At 51.4% G+C, this 15016-nt stretch carries 20 protein-coding genes and 1 rRNA gene; 19 read left to right on the top strand and 2 right to left on the bottom strand.

From position 1 onward, the window contains the following. Positions 1–65 precede the first annotated feature (65 nt). From rrf to FYJ65_RS08185, 16 genes are all read left to right on the top strand, one after another. A 5S ribosomal RNA gene (gene rrf / locus FYJ65_RS08260) occupies positions 66–182 on the top strand. Positions 183–356: 174 nt separating this feature from the next. Next, entirely contained in the window at positions 357–1229 is an 873-nt protein-coding gene (locus FYJ65_RS08255; protein WP_154554853.1) for a methionyl aminopeptidase, read from the top strand. Between the two features lie 144 nt (positions 1230–1373). Then, entirely contained in the window at positions 1374–1739 is a 366-nt protein-coding gene (locus tag FYJ65_RS08250; protein WP_154554852.1) for a sigma factor-like helix-turn-helix DNA-binding protein, read from the top strand. 3 nt (positions 1740–1742) lie between these two features. Continuing rightward, a complete protein-coding gene (gene ffh / locus FYJ65_RS08245) occupies positions 1743–3083 on the top strand; it encodes a signal recognition particle protein (protein WP_154554851.1) in 1341 nt (446 codons plus the stop codon). 61 nt (positions 3084–3144) lie between these two features. Further along, on the top strand, positions 3145–3387 hold the full coding sequence (gene rpsP, locus FYJ65_RS08240; protein ID WP_154554850.1) for a 30S ribosomal protein S16: 243 nt from the start codon (positions 3145–3147) through the stop codon (positions 3385–3387). A gap of 19 nt (positions 3388–3406) precedes the next feature. Then, complete coding sequence (locus FYJ65_RS08235) at positions 3407–3640, top strand: KH domain-containing protein (protein ID WP_154554849.1); 234 nt, start codon at positions 3407–3409, stop codon at positions 3638–3640. A gap of 78 nt (positions 3641–3718) precedes the next feature. Beyond that, complete coding sequence (rimM, locus tag FYJ65_RS08230) at positions 3719–4249, top strand: ribosome maturation factor RimM (protein ID WP_154554848.1); 531 nt, start codon at positions 3719–3721, stop codon at positions 4247–4249. Between the two features lies 1 nt (position 4250). Continuing rightward, on the top strand, positions 4251–4976 hold the full coding sequence (gene trmD / locus FYJ65_RS08225; protein ID WP_154554847.1) for a tRNA (guanosine(37)-N1)-methyltransferase TrmD: 726 nt from the start codon (positions 4251–4253) through the stop codon (positions 4974–4976). A gap of 88 nt (positions 4977–5064) precedes the next feature. Beyond that, positions 5065–6066: a biotin/lipoyl attachment domain-containing protein gene (locus FYJ65_RS08220; RefSeq protein ID WP_154554846.1), complete on the top strand. Its 1002-nt coding sequence runs from the start codon at positions 5065–5067 to the stop codon at positions 6064–6066. A gap of 15 nt (positions 6067–6081) precedes the next feature. Then, positions 6082–6783, top strand: a complete 702-nt coding sequence (locus FYJ65_RS08215) for a YggS family pyridoxal phosphate-dependent enzyme (RefSeq protein WP_154554845.1) — start codon at positions 6082–6084, stop codon at positions 6781–6783. A 48-nt stretch (positions 6784–6831) separates the two neighbouring features. Beyond that, positions 6832–7401, top strand: a complete 570-nt coding sequence (locus tag FYJ65_RS08210) for a cell division protein SepF (RefSeq protein ID WP_206157377.1) — start codon at positions 6832–6834, stop codon at positions 7399–7401. A gap of 3 nt (positions 7402–7404) precedes the next feature. Then, complete coding sequence (locus FYJ65_RS08205) at positions 7405–7689, top strand: YggT family protein (RefSeq protein ID WP_154554843.1); 285 nt, start codon at positions 7405–7407, stop codon at positions 7687–7689. Positions 7690–7717: 28 nt separating this feature from the next. Then, positions 7718–8410 (top strand): DivIVA domain-containing protein, encoded by a 693-nt coding sequence (locus FYJ65_RS08200; RefSeq protein WP_154554842.1) that lies wholly within the window; start codon positions 7718–7720, stop codon positions 8408–8410. Beyond that, a complete protein-coding gene (gene lspA / locus FYJ65_RS08195; RefSeq protein ID WP_154554841.1) occupies positions 8410–8865 on the top strand; it encodes a signal peptidase II in 456 nt (151 codons plus the stop codon). Before FYJ65_RS08200 ends, lspA begins: the two co-directional genes overlap by 1 nt. Further along, positions 8865–9791 (top strand): RluA family pseudouridine synthase, encoded by a 927-nt coding sequence (locus FYJ65_RS08190; protein ID WP_154554840.1) that lies wholly within the window; start codon positions 8865–8867, stop codon positions 9789–9791. The genes lspA and FYJ65_RS08190 overlap by 1 nt, the downstream gene beginning before the upstream one ends. Further along, positions 9788–10444 carry a flavin reductase family protein gene (locus tag FYJ65_RS08185; RefSeq protein WP_154554839.1) on the top strand — a complete coding sequence of 219 codons (657 nt, stop codon included), beginning with the start codon at positions 9788–9790 and terminating at the stop codon, positions 10442–10444. The genes FYJ65_RS08190 and FYJ65_RS08185 overlap by 4 nt, the downstream gene beginning before the upstream one ends. Before the next feature lie 196 nt (positions 10445–10640). Here FYJ65_RS08185 and FYJ65_RS09530 read toward each other — a convergent pair whose 3' ends face one another. Continuing rightward, a complete protein-coding gene (locus FYJ65_RS09530) occupies positions 10641–10922 on the bottom strand; it encodes a hypothetical protein (RefSeq protein WP_206157375.1) in 282 nt (93 codons plus the stop codon). 199 nt (positions 10923–11121) lie between these two features. Then, entirely contained in the window at positions 11122–12834 is a 1713-nt protein-coding gene (locus FYJ65_RS08180) for an Rqc2 family fibronectin-binding protein (RefSeq protein ID WP_154554838.1), read from the bottom strand. 129 nt (positions 12835–12963) lie between these two features. Here FYJ65_RS08180 and FYJ65_RS08175 point away from each other — a divergent pair, with 129 nt between their 5' ends. The 3 genes from FYJ65_RS08175 to rpoZ all read left to right on the top strand — a co-directional run bounded on the left by FYJ65_RS08175 (position 12964) and on the right by rpoZ (position 14892). Further along, on the top strand, positions 12964–13854 hold the full coding sequence (locus FYJ65_RS08175; protein WP_154554837.1) for a YicC/YloC family endoribonuclease: 891 nt from the start codon (positions 12964–12966) through the stop codon (positions 13852–13854). A gap of 69 nt (positions 13855–13923) precedes the next feature. Then, positions 13924–14550, top strand: a complete 627-nt coding sequence (gene gmk, locus FYJ65_RS08170) for a guanylate kinase (RefSeq protein ID WP_154554836.1) — start codon at positions 13924–13926, stop codon at positions 14548–14550. A 42-nt stretch (positions 14551–14592) separates the two neighbouring features. Then, complete coding sequence (gene rpoZ / locus FYJ65_RS08165) at positions 14593–14892, top strand: DNA-directed RNA polymerase subunit omega (RefSeq protein WP_154554835.1); 300 nt, start codon at positions 14593–14595, stop codon at positions 14890–14892. The last annotated feature ends 124 nt before the right edge of the window (positions 14893–15016 follow it).

The raw sequence follows: 15016 nt of genomic DNA, 5'->3' as shown, positions 1-15016 counted from the left end.
TTAGATGGCCAGTAGATATTATTCAGTTTTGAAGGTACAGCCTTCAAAAAAACAAATAAGGAAAATCCGGTGATTATAGCAGAGAGGATACACCTGTTCCCATCCCGAACACAGAAGTTAAGCTCTCCAGCGCTGAAGATACTTGGCGGGAAGCTGCCTGGGAAATTAGGAAGTCGCCGGTTTTTTCTTTTTTTGGAAATATGTGAATGATGAAGGAACAGCACCGAGCCTTGCGGCCGGCGCTGTTCCTTTCCTTATAGAGCCGCTATTTTTCCTGTTATTAGACATATCTACCTTGAAAAAAATTGCAATTGGTGTACAATTATAAGTGTAAAAAACTGAGAGGAGACAACAAGATGACGGATTGGGGAAGAAATGATCCGTGCTGGTGCGGCAGCGGAAAGAAATACAAGAAATGCCATTACGAGTTCGACCGTAAATTGGAAGAATTATACGATATGGGGGCAGTGGTTCCAAGCCGGGACATTATCAAGACACCGGATGAAATAGAGGGAATTCGCAAGAGCGCGCAGGTGAACATTGCGGTGCTGGATTATGTGGCGGAACATATTCGGGAAGGCATCAGCACTGCGGAAATTGATAAATGGGTGTACGACGAGACCACCAAGCGGGGCGGAATTCCGGCACCGCTGGACTACGAAGGTTTTCCGAAGAGCGTGTGTACCTCCATCAATGAGGAGGTGTGCCACGGCATCCCTTCCGAGGATGTAATATTGAAGGACGGAGATATCATCAACGTGGACGTATCCACGATTTTGGACGGATATTATTCCGATTCCTCCCGGATGTTCTGCATCGGAAACGTCGCTCCGGAGAACCGCAAGCTGGTGGAGGATGTCCACAAAGCCATTGAAATCGGACTGGAGCAGGTGAAGCCGTGGGGTTACCTGGGCGACATGGGACAGGCTATCAATGATTTTGCCAAATCCCAGGGCTACAGCGTGGTTCGGGAAATCGGCGGTCACGGCTGCGGCCTCGAGTTCCACGAAGATCCGTGGGTTGGTTTTACCACAAAAAAAGGCACGGAGATGGTTATGGCACCGGGCATGATTTTCACCATCGAGCCGATGATCAACCTGGGAAAACCGCAGGTTTACACGGATAAAGATAACGGCTGGACCGTGTACACCAGAGACGGAAAGCCGTCGGCACAGTGGGAGATTCAGGTGCTCATCACCGAAGACGGGTACGAGATTTTAGCGTACTAGCGCAAGGCGGGCGGAGCCCCAACCGACACGGCAAAGCCTTCACACATGGGCGGATCCCAACAGAAATATTCAACGGAAAAAGAGGGAGACAGTGTCAAAGAAAATTCTTGACACCGCCTCCTTCTTATGGTATATTAAGCAAGTATGATTGAGAATTTATCCAAAGTAGAATATGCAAGTCTGCTGTACGACTTTTACGGCGAACTGCTGGACGAGAACAAGAAAGAAATTATGAACCTGTATCATGAGGATAACCTTTCTCTGGCAGAGATTGCAGAGGATTTGGGACAGAGCCGACAGGGCGTGCACTACACCTTGAAGAAGGCGGAGAAGTCCCTGGAGAAATATGAAGAACGGCTGGGACTGGTTCGAAAGTATCTGGAGAACCTGCGAAAGTACCAGCAAGTGGAGCAGATTGCGGAGAAGTACCGGAAGGACGATTCCCTGGATGAAGGGGTTCGGCAGGATATCCGGGTGCTCACCGACATGATTAAAGATTTAATGGAGTAGAAGATGGCATTTGAAGGATTAGCGGATAAGTTGCAAGATACCTTCAGACATCTGCGTGGCAAGGGCGTTCTCACGGAGAAGGACATCGATTCGGCGATGCGGGAAGTGAAGCTGGCATTGCTGGAAGCGGACGTGAACTTCAAAGTGGTAAAGAAGTTCGTTGCGGATGTGAAGGAAAAGGCCATGGGCCAGGACGTGATGAAGAGCCTGACCCCGGCACAGCAGGTTGTCAAGATCGTCAAAGATGAACTGGTGAACATGATGGGCGGCGCCAACAGCAAGCTCACCTATTCCCCGAGCGGTTTCACCGTCTACATGATGGTGGGACTCCAGGGTACCGGTAAAACCACCACCTGCGGAAAATTAGCCAATTACCTGAAACAGAACGGAAAGAAACCGATGCTCTGTGCCTGCGACGTGTACCGTCCGGCGGCGATCGATCAGCTGGAAGTGGTCGGAAAAGCAGTGAATACCCCGGTATTCACCATGCGGGAATCCGACGACCCGGTGGAAATCGCCAAAGCCGCGGTGGAAGCGGCGGAGCACAAGGGCTGCAATGTATTAATCGTGGATACTGCCGGCCGGCTGCAGATCGATGAGAAGCTGATGGATGAGCTGAAACAGCTCAAGAAAAACATCCGCCCTCACGAGATTCTGCTGGTCGTAGACGCTCTCACCGGTCAGGATGCGGTGAACATCGCCTCCGGCTTCGATGAAGCCCTGGGTGTAGATGGCATCGTGATGACCAAGATGGACGGTGACTCCCGAGGAGGTGCGGCACTTTCGGCCAAGAGCGTAACGGGCAAGCCAATCAAGTTCATGGGTACCGGCGAGAAGTACGACGCTTTGGAGCCGTTCCATCCGGATCGGATCGCTTCCCGAATCCTGGGAATGGGCGATATGATGAGCCTGATCGAGCATGCGGAGAATTCCTACACCGAAGAAGAAGCTCTGAAAATGGAAGAGAAGCTTCGGAAGAACAAGTTCGATCTGGACGATTTCCTCGAACAGATGGAGCAAATCAATAAGATGGGCGGTCTGGCAAAAATAATCGGCATGATTCCGGGCATTTCCGAGAGGGACAAGCAGCAGCTGGACTTCGAACGGGGTGCGGAGCAGCTGAACCAGATGAAGGCGATTATCCAGTCCATGACCAAAGCGGAACGAAGAGACCCTTCCATTCTCAACGCCAGCCGGCGGAAGAGAATTGCTGCGGGAAGCGGAAGAACGGTCACCGAAGTGAACGCGCTGATTAAGCAGTTCACGGAGATGAAGAAGCAGCTGAAAATGTTCAACAACCCGAAGGCTATGAAGAGAAACAAGCTATTTCGCGGTTTGCTGTAATATGCCGTATTGGCAGCTTACGACGTAACTAATTTATTTTTTTATTAAACAGGAGGACAAAATGGTAAAGATTAGACTGAAGAGAATGGGCGCACACAAGAGACCTTTCTACAGAGTAGTAGTAGCGGATTCCCGTACCCCAAGAGACGGCAGATTCATCGAGGAGATCGGAACTTACAACCCGCTGAAGGACCCTGCAGAGATCAAGATCGATGTAGAAGCAGCTCAGAAGTGGATTTCCAACGGTGCACAGCCGACTGATACAGTAAGAGCTCTTCTGAAAAAATCCGGCGTAGAACTCTAAGAGAAGGGAATTTCAAATCATGGCTAGTCTAGTTGAAGCAATTGCCAAAGCACTGGTATCTAAGCCTGACGAAGTCGTTGTAACCACAGAAGGAACGGAAGATAACATTACCGTATTCCTCAAAGTTGCGAAAGATGATATGGGTAAGATCATTGGTAAACAGGGACGGATTGCGAAAGCCATTCGAACAGTGGTCAAAGCGGCAGCCATCAAGCAGAACAAAAGAGTCTCGGTGGAGATCGTAGAAGACTAATATCAGAGTCTGGCGAACTGAAAGATACAAGCATGCAGGAGAGATTTCTGCATGCTTGTTTGCTAATAGGAGAAAAAAATGGCTTTAAAAGATGACAATACGATGGTGAATATCGGCCGCCTCACCTCGGCGGTGGGACTGAAAGGCGAGATTAAGGTGCTGACCTATGCGGAAGATTCAGAGAATCTTCACGAAGGCACGGTGCTTTATATGGAAAAAGGGGGTACAATAACCACGGCGGAAGTTACCGGAATCCGGTTTCAGAAGAACCGCCCGGTGATTCGTTTGGAGAACGTGACGGATCGAAACGGCGCAGAAGCGCTGCGGAATATGGAGATTTACATTTCCGAAGAGGATTTGGAGGAGCTTCCGGAGGGGGAATACTACATCCGGGATCTGATTGGATGTGAGGTGTACGATCGCGCCAGCGGACGGACTCTGGGTAAAGTGGACGATGTGCTTCAGAACACGGCCCAGAGCGTCTATCGGGTGTTGGATGAGAATGGAAAGGAAATTCTGATTCCGGCGGTAGAAGCCTTCGAACGGGAAATCGATCCGGAGCGAGGCGTGATTGAAGTGGAATTGATTCCGGGATTTCTGGAGGGCTAGAATGAAAATCAATATTTTAACCCTGTTTCCGGAGATGTTCGCCCCGTTGCAGGAGAGCATGCTGGGAAGAGCCCGGGAGAAGGGCATCCTGGATATCAACTTGATCAATATTCGGGATTACACGGAGGATAAGCACAACCGAGTGGACGATACCCCATTCGGCGGCGGTGCGGGAATGGTGATGCAGGTGCAGCCCATCCTGTCGGCCTACCGGGAAAATCATCTGCAGGGACCGTGTCTGTACATGTCCCCTCGCGGAAAAATGCTGAACGGAGAGATGGCAGAATCCCTGTCTCGGCAGGAGGAGATTACCATTCTGTGCGGTCACTACGAAGGGGTGGATCAGCGCGCCCTGGACCTGCTTCAGGCAGAGGAAGTCACCATCGGTGACTATATTCTAACCGGCGGAGAACTTCCCGCCATGGTTCTGGTGGATACGGTCGCTCGTTTTTTGGACGGGGTGCTGGCCGGAGAGGAATCGGTAAAAGAAGAGTCCGTCTATTCCGGACTTCTGGAATATCCTCACTACACCAAACCGCGGGAGGTGGAAGGTCTCGCTGTACCGGAGGTTCTGGTCAGCGGAAACCATGAAAAAATCGATCTCTGGCGATACGAGAAATCCTTGGAAATCACCAAGGAACGGCGGCCGGATCTTTTCCGAGAATACTTGGAATCCGAGCCTTCCCTCTCCAAGAAGGAGAAGAAAATATTAGAAGAAATTAAGTAGAATGAGGACGGTTTTCACCGCCGTTTCCGAATAAAAATTTATTGTATTTGGGGAATAATTCGTGTAGAATTAATCAGTAGGAGTGCGTATGAAAAAGAAGTGGATTTGGTGGGGAATATACATAATCGCCGTAATTATATTAGCGGTGATTATATACGTGGTTCCGTCGCTGATGGGACTTCTGGATACCACATATACGATTGAAAGCGGAACGGTACAGGTGAAAGATTCCGTAGACGATGCCTGGATTATCCGGGACGATACGGTGTACAGCGCAAAGGAAGATGCATCCATGGATGCATTTGTGAAGGACGGCACCCTGGTGAAGGGTAAGAGCCGCGTGGCAGCGCTGAAGGCCGGCGGAAGCCAAACCCTGGGACCGAAGTATATGAAGCTGAGCCATAAGCTGGGAAACTCGATGAAGGCCACGGATGGAACCGTTTCCTCCGGTGGGTACGTGAGCTATTCTGCGGATGGCTATGAAGGCACTCTGAACTCTTCCGTGCTGGATGAGGTGACGGAGAAAACCCTGAATTCTGTGAGCAACGACAGCCTAGATCTCAGCGGTTCATCCTGTGCCGCCGGACAGCCGATTTTCCGTATTACAAAGAACGGAACCTGGTGGCTCGTGTTTTTTGCGGATGCGGATCAGGCGAAGAAGTATACGGTGGGCGGCAAGGTTCAGACCACTTTGGAAGATAAGACCCTGGAGACCACCGTGCGTTCTGTGCAGAAGGACGGGGATCGTCGGCGCATCGTTCTCTCCTGCAAGGAATACCATCCGTCTTATCGGACGGAGCGAAAGGTTTCCTTGGAGAACGTGACGGAAAGCGACTCCGGATTGCTGGTGGAAACCCGGAGCATTGTAAAAATCAAGGATCGGGAGGGTGTTCTAGTTCTGGACAAGGTGGGGCGGAAGCACTTCACCCCGATTCAGATTAAAGCTTCCAACGGCGAGACCGCCGCGGTCTACGAAGATCTGTACATGAACAGCAAGGGCGAATTCGTGGAGACCGTCAACAATTACGACGAAGTCGTCAAGTCGCCGAGCACGAAGGATATTAAAGAAGCAAAAAAGAATCTCAATTAAGAGGAGCGGATGGAAATGAGCATCGGAGAGAATTATCTGGAAATTGTAGAACGCAAGAACAGAGCAGCTGTCCGGAGTGGAAGAAATCCGGAGGATGTCCTGCTCCTGGCAGTGACCAAACTGCACACCGTAGAAGAGCTCGATCAGGCTATTTCGGCAGGGGCAACGGACGTCGGCGAGAACCGGGTTCAAGAGCTCTTGGAGAAGTATGACCGCACGGCAGAGCCGGTGCGCTGGCACCTGATTGGTCATCTGCAAACCAACAAAGTGAAGAATATTATCGATAAGGTTGTCCTGATTCACTCTGTGGATTCGCTGAAGCTGGCGAAGGAAATCAGCAAACGGGCGATTGCCGCGGACAAAGTGATGGACATCCTCATTGAAATCAATATTGGGATGGAAGAATCTAAGTCCGGGGTACCGGCGGAGGATGTGGAGTCTCTGGTAAAAGAAATCGCTGCGGAGTGCGAAGGCGTCCGAATTCGAGGCGTGATGTGCGTGCCGCCGATTGGAGAGACCTCGGAAGATTCCAGACCTTATTTTAAAAAGACGAAGGCAATCTTTGATAACCTGAAGACCCTGGACCTCCCGCAGGAGCGATTCTTGCCGGATACTCTGTCCATGGGCATGTCCGGAGATTTCGAAGTGGCGGTGGAAGAAGGCGCCACAATCGTACGGGTGGGAAGCTCCATCTTCGGAAAGAGAAATTATCGCTGATTTTAAATGGTATCGACTGCATGAATGTGCGGAAATGGAGGAAGTGTAATGGGCATTAAGGACTTTGTGAATGGCGTCCTGGGCATTGACGATGAATATGAAGATGAAGTAATCACGGAAAAGGAAATCGAGGAAGAGAAGAAGAAAATCTCCGCCTCTTCCCGGTCCGGCGAAGGAATTAAGGTGGACAAAGTGGAACCGACTCCTGCCGGAAACAGCTATAAGATGGATAATTCCTACGAGAGCATCGCACCGAAGCTTTCCAGAGGACAGGTGAATAAGAACTATTCCATGAACGGTTCCGCACCCTTCAAGATGTTGGTTGTTGAGCCGAAGTCCTTTGATGAATGCACCAAGCTGGTGGATAATCTGAAATCCAGAAAACCGGTCATCATCAACCTGGAGCGGGTGGAAACGGATCTGGCAAAGAAGATGTTCGACTTTATGAGCGGCGCAACCTATGCCCTGAGCGGAAACGTTCAGCGCGTAACCGCAAATATTTTTATCTTCGCACCGGCCAATGTGGATATCGCAGCGAAGATGAACAATCGGGAAACCGCGGCACAGCCGGCTTCCGGAAACTATCCGTCCCAAGAGACCAAGAGTCCGTGGAGGTAGTGCATGGGTTTGGTGTTGATTCGAGCAATCCATTGGTTTGCCGAAATATTGATTATGATGCTGTTCATACAGTGCATCCTCAGCTGGTTTGTGCAATCGCCGGCATCCCCGCTGTTCAATGCGTATCGGATACTGACGCAGCTGACGGATCCTTTTGTGGCACCGTTTCGAAAGCTTCTGTCCAACTTCAACACGGGAATGTTCGACTTTTCCGTGCTGCTGGCATTCTTTGCCATTGAGTTCGCGGAACAGATTTTGACGCTGCTGATCAGTAACTTATTGCTGTAGCTATATAGAAAGGGAAGGTACTATCACTATGATTATGCCAATTGATATCGATAAGAAAGAGTTTACCAGAGATAAGAAGGGATACAATTCCAGAGAGGTGGATGAATTTCTGGACCTGATTATCGTCGATTATGAGAAATGCCTCAACGACAACAGAAGCATGGCGCACAAGATTAAGTTCTTGGAAAAGCAGCTGGAAGAGGCTCAGAAGTCCGACAATGCGATGCTGGACACACTGGAAACCGCAAAGCGCCTGATGGCAGATATTTCTGCCAGTGCAGAGCGGAGAGCGGAGCTGATGATCCGCGACGCAGAGCTGGAAGCGGAGACCATGGTTCTGGATGCCAAGGCAACCGTTCGCAAGCTGAACGATGAGCACGTTCTGCTGAAGAACAAGGTGGAGAGACTGAGAACCAATTACAGAAGAATGCTGGAAAACGAACTGAACGACTTGGATGCGGACGAGTACGGCCTGAATCCGGATATGGACCGCAGCGATATTGCGGATATCGATAAGGCATTCTCCAATGCACCGGATCCGGAAGAAACTCAGGAGACGCTGGTGGTTTCTCAGAAGCAGAAGAAGGAAAAGAAAGTTCCGGAAGTGAAGTCCGCTCCGGTGACCGATCCGGCTCACGCAACGGTGGCAGATCTTTCCGACAGCCTGAAGAAAATTGCAGAAGATAAGACTCAGCAGGAAGGAACCATTATTCTGAAATAATGATGATTGGAACGATTATTATTCTGGTCCTGGCACTGGATCAGATGACGAAATTCCTGATACGGGCAAATTTTATTGTAGGTGAGACGCTCCCGATGATTCCGGACATACTTCATTTGACGTATGTCCGGAATACGGGGGCGGCTTTTAGTATGTTTCGGAATATGCCGGTGGTGACCGTCGGCTTTCCGATTCTGATGGTCATCCTGTGTCTGGCGGCGTCCGTTTATTTTTATCGCCGGAAGGAACGAATTCCGGCCGCTCTGTGCGCCCTGATTTCCGCCGGAGGCATGGGAAACCTGATCGACCGGCTGATGCTGGGATACGTAACGGACATGATTGATTTTAGGGTATTTCCGGTTTTCAACGTGGCGGACATTGCCGTGACGGTGGGCTGCGTGCTGCTGGCACTGTGGATTCTCAAGACGGAGGACCGGGGAAAGGGGGAGCAGTAATGGACCGAGAAATTCTTTGTGTGGTGACACCGGACAAAGCGGGAAAGCGACTGGATGCCTACCTGGCTTCGGAGGTGGAAGACCTTTCCAGAAACTATGCGGAAAACCTAATCGGTGAGGAACGGGTTCACGTGAACGATGGCATTGAGGCTAAGAAGTACAAAGTCCGAGAAGGCGATCGAATCCGAATCCACATGCCGGCCCCTCGTCCCATCGATGTGGAGCCTCAGAACATTCCCCTGGAAATTCTGTACGAAGATGAAGATGTCATCGTGGTGAACAAACCCCGTGGCATGGTGGTGCATCCCAGCGCCGGCAATTGGGACGGCACCTTGGTAAATGCCATCATGTACCACTGTGGCGATTCCCTGTCCTCTATCAACGGAGCCATCCGTCCCGGCATCGTGCACCGAATCGATAAGGACACCAGCGGCCTTCTCATGATTGCGAAGAATAACAAGGCACATGAGTCTTTGGCGGAGCAGCTTCGGGTGCACAGCGTGACCCGGGAATACCGGGCGCTGGTCTACGACAACATCCGGGAAGACGAGCTGACCATCGACATTCCCATCGGTCGCGATGAGCGGAACCGCCTGCGTCGCGCTGTGAACGGCAGCAATCCGAAGGAGGCCGTAACCCATGTAAAGGTACTGGAGCGTTACGGCAAATACACGCTGATAGCGGCCCGGCTGGAAACGGGTCGGACTCATCAGATTCGCGTGCACCTCTCCCACATCAAGCATCCGTTGGTGGGGGATACCACCTACGGACCGAAGAAGCAGATCTACGGGCTGGACGGCCAGCTGCTTCACGCCAAAACCTTGGGCTTTATCCATCCATCCACCGGAGAATGCATGGAATTCGACAGCCCCCTGCCGGATTATTTCAAAGACATATTGGAACGAATTGAAAGGAGCAGATCATGAGCAAAGTCACATCTAAACCCGGAACCATGCTCTATCCGGTCCCTACCGTGATGGTGAGCTGCGGCGACGGGGAAAAAGACAATATCATCACCATCGGCTGGTCCGGTATCGTGAACAGCGAGCCGCCGATGACCTATGTGTCCGTGCGAAAATCCCGTTTTTCCCATCATCTGATACAGGCAAAAAAAGAATTCGTCATCAACCTGGTGAACGAGGATCTGGTGAAGGCGGCGGATTTCTGCGGCGTCCGTTCCGGCGAAAACCTGGATAAGTGGAAAGAGATGAATCTGCACCGGGAAAAAGCTTCTATCGTGGGCGTTCCGATGATAGCAGAATCCCCGGTGAGCCTGGAATGCGTGGTGAAAGAAGTCTCTGAGCTGGGATCCCACGATATGTTCCTGGCGGAAATCGTGGCCATTCATGTGGATGAGAAATACGTGGGCGAGAACGGCGCCTTCGAGTTCGAGCGCATGAAGCTCACCGCCTACAACCATGGGAAGTATTACGCCCTCAAGAGAGAGCCCCTGGGCTTCTTCGGTTTCTCGGTGATGAAGCCCAAAACCGCAAAACGGAAGCGCAGCGAAGAAGCCGGAAAGCGGAGACAGGAATTCCGGAAGCGCACCGGGGCAAAGGGAAAGCCGCGGAAGAAGTAGCTCGCGTCCCGGCCGGTGCCCCCGCCGAAACCGGCGCCGCCCCGCCCGAAACCGGCGGCGGACTGAAACCGGCGGCGAACTTGGTGCAAGCAAATCGGGAAAGCCATTGATTACGTAGGCTTTGCACCAAGAAAATGCACCGCGCGGCTCGAAACCGGCGGCGCCTTTGGTGCAAGCAAACCGGGAAAGCCATTGATTACGTAGGCTTTGCACCAAGAAAATGCACCGCGCGGCTCGAAACCGGCGGCGCCTTTGGTGCAAGCAAACCGGGAAAGCCATTGATTACGTAGGTCTTGCACCAAGAAAATGCGCCGCCCCGCCCGAAACCGGCGGCCTTGGTGCAAGCAAACCGGGAAAGCCATTGATTGCGTTGGCTTTGCACCAAGAAAATGCGCCGCGCCGCCTCTAATCCGCGCCGCTTTCGGGAAAGCAGAAGAAATTGACGACGAAACGCTCTGCCCCGAGGTTTCGTCGTCAATTCTTTCTTTTTTTTAAACTATAATGGCGGAAAGTGATGCACGAGGCGGAAAAACAAGAGCTCTTGCATCACTTTACAGCAAATCCATGGCAACCGCCCTCTTCGCGTTGGTCATTTAAGGTATTCCAATTAAAAAGTGGGATAATTACTGATAACTATCCCACAAAAATTCGTGAAGAACCATTTTGTCGTTGCTTCTTTATTTCCCCGCCGCTCCTTCCGGCAGCTTCGGGTCCACGTACACGGTGGTGTTGTGGGTGAAGATGACCATGCCCGGTTTGGCACCGCTTGGTTTTTTCACGTACCGGATGGGAACGAAGTCCACCGGCACGTTCTGGGATTCCTTGCCCTTGCTGTGGTATGCAGCGATAGAGGCTACCTGATAGATGATTTCCTCCGGGATGTCCTCCGGGGATTGATTCGGCTCCAGGGGCAGAATGACGTGAGATCCCGGGATATCCTTGGTGTGGAACCACAGGTCCCGCTTTCCGGCCATCTTTGTGGTGAGATAATCGTTTTCCTTGTTGTTCCGGCCCACGAAGACCTTCCGGCCCGTCGGCAGAGTGTATTCGATTGGATGAGGCTTGGATTTTTTTCGGCGGAAACCCTTCTGGGCTCTCTTGCGAACGTATCCCGTATCCTCCAGCTCCTCTCGAATCTGGTTCAGTTCTTCCAAAGTGTGAGCGCTTTCAATGCTCTGGAGAACGGATTCCAGATAGAGAATATCCTTCGAGGTTTCTTCCAGCTGGTGGGTTTTCTCGTGAACCGCCGTCTTTGCCTTGGAATACTTTTTGAAATAATTCTGAGCATTTTTGGAAGCGGCATATTTCTCGTCTAAAGGAATGGTCACCGGTTGATTGTCGTAGTAGCTGATGACGGTCACTTCATGAGCACCCGGTTCCACCCGGTGCAGGTTCGCGGTGAGCAGTTCCCCGTAAAGACGGTATTTCTCGGAATTTTCCGCCTGAAGCAAATCCTCCCCCAGGCGCTGCTTCTTCAGCCGAGCCTTGTCCAGAGAAGCCTGAACCGACCGGTGCAGCGGGTTGGACCGCTGACGGATGGCATTGGACTCCTCCCGATGGGTGTAGAAGTATTCCGTCGCTTCGCTGATAGAGTCGAAGGTTTTTTCCTGCGCCCCCACGTATTCCCCCAGTTCCGTCAAATGAAATTCCAGGGGTTTGCCCGTTTCATCCAGATACACGCGGGGAGCGGCGGTGCCGTTCTCAATGCTCTCCAGAATTTCCTCCAACCGTTCCACCGGATTTCCGGAGCGAGCCAGCTCTCGGGAAATCCCCGGAGAGATTCCCTGAATGTGGGATAGCAAATACTTCGGGTCAGCAGCGGCTTCCGGATCCGAATCCAGTTTCTCCGACAGCTCCGTCGAGATTTCCTTGAAAGGAACCTTGTCCTGTTTCGGCGGATACCGGTATTCCAGCCCCGGCAGCAGCTGCCGGTACCGGTTCACATCGATAGAAATCCGCTTGATGCTGTCGATGATTTTTCCCGTATCCAAAGCCACCAGCACAATGTTGCTGTGCTTTCCCATGATTTCAAAAATCAGCCGTTTCGACACCGTGAATCCCAGTTCCGTCTGTGCCTCGATATCCATTTCGATGATCCGCTCCGAGCCCCTCTGATGAATGTCCGTAATGCGTCCGGTTTGAATGTGCTTCCGAAGCAGCATGCAGAAATTCGGTGGAGCGGCCGGGTTCACAAATTTCCCGTCGGTGAGGCAGACCCTGGCGGCCTGACTGGCAGCAGAGGCGTACAGCTTCACGTTCCCCTTGCGAGTGTGAATCTGCAGCACCAGTTCTTCGCTGCCCGGCTGGTAGACCTTCTCAATCTTTCCGAAGGTCAGTCGTTCTTTTAATTCTTCTGTTATTCCATATGTTATAATTCCATCGTAAGCCATGTGACTAATATAGCACGAGAACCACCGGAATATCAAGTAAAATCGCCGTTTCTAAGCCATAGAATCCTTTACAGAATCGATAGAAGGTGATAAAATAATGAGTAATTTGATTTCACAATGGAGGAAATTATGGTTAAAAGTATGACCGGTTACGGCCGGGGGGAATACATCGACGAAAAGAAAAGCATCACCGTAGAAATCAAGGCGGTAAATCACCGTTATTGCGACGTATACGTAAAGATGCCGAGAAGATATTCTTTTGCGGAGGAGCGAATCAAGAGCGACGTGCGGGATGCACTGAAGCGCGGAAAGATTGAGGTACTGGTTACCGTGGATTCCTTCGGCGAGAGTGAGAACGACATTCGTCTGAATGAGGACGTTGCCCGGAAATACTACAGAGCGCTGAAAGCTTTGGAGGAGACATTCGAACTGGATCAGAAGGGCGGCGTAACACTGAGCATGCTGGCGGGCATGCCGGATGTGATCAAAGCCGTGCCGGCGGAGGAAGATGAGGAAGCATTGCTCCACTCCCTGGGCGTGGCAACGGAAATCGCCCTGCAGAACATCATCAACATGAGAGCCGCAGAGGGCGAGCGCCTGGCAAAGGACATTCTGATGCGGGCGGATATCATTGAGGAAATCAAGGATAAGATTAAGGAACGGGCACCGGAAATCGGCAAGGAGTACGCCGACAAGTTCCGGGAACGGGTCAACGAGCTTCTGGAAGGAAAGCTGGAAGTTCCGGAAGAGCGCGTGCTGGTGGAAGCGGCGGTATTTGCGGACAAAGCCAACATCACCGAGGAGCTGGTTCGCCTGGAGAGCCACATTCAGCAGCTGCGGAATTTCTTCGATACCGAGGAAGAGACCGTGGGCAAAAAAATAGATTTCTTGATTCAGGAGATGAACCGGGAAGCCAACACCATCGGCTCCAAATCCAACGATACCGAGATTACCTCCTGGATGCTGGATTTAAAGGCGGAAATTGAAAAAATCCGGGAACAGGTACAGAATATAGAGTAGCAAAGAACGGCCGAAATATGCTATAATATTTAGCCGATATGAAACATATCTTTTGAAAGGGAGAATTCCATGGCAAAACATCGTTCGCAGAAAGGAACACTATTCGTCATTTCCGGACCTTCCGGAACGGGAAAAGGCACGGTCTGTAAAGAACTCCTCAAGGAAAACGACCTGAAGCTGTCCATTTCCATGACCACGAGACAGCCGAGAGAAGGAGAGCAGAACGGCCGGGACTACTTCTTCGTTACGAGAGAAGAGTTTGAGAAGAACATTGCGGAAGGAAACCTGCTGGAATATGCGGATGTGTTCGGAAACCTGTACGGAACCCCGAAGGATGCGGTGGTCCGGCAGCTGGAGCGAGGAAGAAACGTGCTTTTGGAAATCGATGTCCAGGGGGCGCTGAAGGTGAAGGAAGCGATGAACGAAGCGGTTCTTGTTTTTCTTTTGCCGCCGAGCATGAAGGTTTTGCAGGAACGTCTGTCCGGAAGAGGCACCGATTCGGAAGAGGTGATTCAGCGGAGATTCCGAGAGGCGCTGAACGAGATTCGCTTGCTGGGAGAATACGATTATTACGTGGTGAACGATGACCTGGAAGAAGCGGTTGCTGATGTGGCTGCCGTGGTACGTGCGGAGAGCCGCCGGGTTCCGGGCAAGGTGAAACCGATTATTCGGGATTACGAAGAGGAAGATAACTAGAGATACGCTGTTGAAACGGTACGAAATGGGAGGAATGATATTATGATGCTTTATCCATCGGTAAACAAGTTAAGAGAAAAAGTGGACAGCCGCTACACCCTGTGCATGCTGGCGGCCAAGAGAGCCAGAGATTTGATTGCCAAGAAGCCGGCGCTGACGGAAGTTCAGTCGGAAAGACCGGTCAGTCAGGCGGCGAACGAAATCGCAGAGGATTTGATTACGTATCGTCGGGTAGAAGAACCGGAAGAGACAGTGGAAGCAGAGACCGAAGCGGAAGAGACTGCTTGCGAGGAGTGCACCGCAGAAGGCGAAGAGACGGAAGTAACGGAGCCGGAAGCATAAGGGATTTTGACAGAATTAATAAGAAGTGAGAATGGGTTCTTTAATGGGGGAATCCATTTTTCATATATAATTATTTTATGATGCTGCAAAGGGGACGCGGTATCGTTTGATTGGACAAAAGGGG

Origin of the sequence: Mogibacterium kristiansenii (genome assembly GCF_009695905.1) — a bacterium.
In the GTDB taxonomy this organism is placed as follows: domain Bacteria; phylum Bacillota; class Clostridia; order Peptostreptococcales; family Anaerovoracaceae; genus Mogibacterium_A; species Mogibacterium_A kristiansenii.
This window is presented reverse-complemented; position numbering and strand designations above follow the sequence as displayed.

What these genes read in the sequence shown, in the direction of transcription:
- FYJ65_RS08255 (WP_154554853.1), top strand. Translation starts at nt 357, where the DNA reads ATGACGGATTGGGGAAGAAATGATCCGTGCTGGTGCGGCAGCGGAAAG.
- FYJ65_RS08250 (WP_154554852.1), top strand. Translation starts at nt 1,374, where the DNA reads ATGATTGAGAATTTATCCAAAGTAGAATATGCAAGTCTGCTGTACGAC.
- ffh (WP_154554851.1), top strand. Translation starts at nt 1,743, where the DNA reads ATGGCATTTGAAGGATTAGCGGATAAGTTGCAAGATACCTTCAGACAT.
- rpsP (WP_154554850.1), top strand. Translation starts at nt 3,145, where the DNA reads ATGGTAAAGATTAGACTGAAGAGAATGGGCGCACACAAGAGACCTTTC.
- FYJ65_RS08235 (WP_154554849.1), top strand. Translation starts at nt 3,407, where the DNA reads ATGGCTAGTCTAGTTGAAGCAATTGCCAAAGCACTGGTATCTAAGCCT.
- rimM (WP_154554848.1), top strand. Translation starts at nt 3,719, where the DNA reads ATGGCTTTAAAAGATGACAATACGATGGTGAATATCGGCCGCCTCACC.
- trmD (WP_154554847.1), top strand. Translation starts at nt 4,251, where the DNA reads ATGAAAATCAATATTTTAACCCTGTTTCCGGAGATGTTCGCCCCGTTG.
- FYJ65_RS08220 (WP_154554846.1), top strand. Translation starts at nt 5,065, where the DNA reads ATGAAAAAGAAGTGGATTTGGTGGGGAATATACATAATCGCCGTAATT.
- FYJ65_RS08215 (WP_154554845.1), top strand. Translation starts at nt 6,082, where the DNA reads ATGAGCATCGGAGAGAATTATCTGGAAATTGTAGAACGCAAGAACAGA.
- FYJ65_RS08210 (WP_206157377.1), top strand. Translation starts at nt 6,832, where the DNA reads ATGGGCATTAAGGACTTTGTGAATGGCGTCCTGGGCATTGACGATGAA.
- FYJ65_RS08205 (WP_154554843.1), top strand. Translation starts at nt 7,405, where the DNA reads ATGGGTTTGGTGTTGATTCGAGCAATCCATTGGTTTGCCGAAATATTG.
- FYJ65_RS08200 (WP_154554842.1), top strand. Translation starts at nt 7,718, where the DNA reads ATGATTATGCCAATTGATATCGATAAGAAAGAGTTTACCAGAGATAAG.
- lspA (WP_154554841.1), top strand. Translation starts at nt 8,410, where the DNA reads ATGATGATTGGAACGATTATTATTCTGGTCCTGGCACTGGATCAGATG.
- FYJ65_RS08190 (WP_154554840.1), top strand. Translation starts at nt 8,865, where the DNA reads ATGGACCGAGAAATTCTTTGTGTGGTGACACCGGACAAAGCGGGAAAG.
- FYJ65_RS08185 (WP_154554839.1), top strand. Translation starts at nt 9,788, where the DNA reads ATGAGCAAAGTCACATCTAAACCCGGAACCATGCTCTATCCGGTCCCT.
- FYJ65_RS08180 (WP_154554838.1), bottom strand. Translation starts at nt 12,834, where the DNA reads ATGGCTTACGATGGAATTATAACATATGGAATAACAGAAGAATTAAAA.
- FYJ65_RS08175 (WP_154554837.1), top strand. Translation starts at nt 12,964, where the DNA reads ATGGTTAAAAGTATGACCGGTTACGGCCGGGGGGAATACATCGACGAA.
- gmk (WP_154554836.1), top strand. Translation starts at nt 13,924, where the DNA reads ATGGCAAAACATCGTTCGCAGAAAGGAACACTATTCGTCATTTCCGGA.
- rpoZ (WP_154554835.1), top strand. Translation starts at nt 14,593, where the DNA reads ATGATGCTTTATCCATCGGTAAACAAGTTAAGAGAAAAAGTGGACAGC.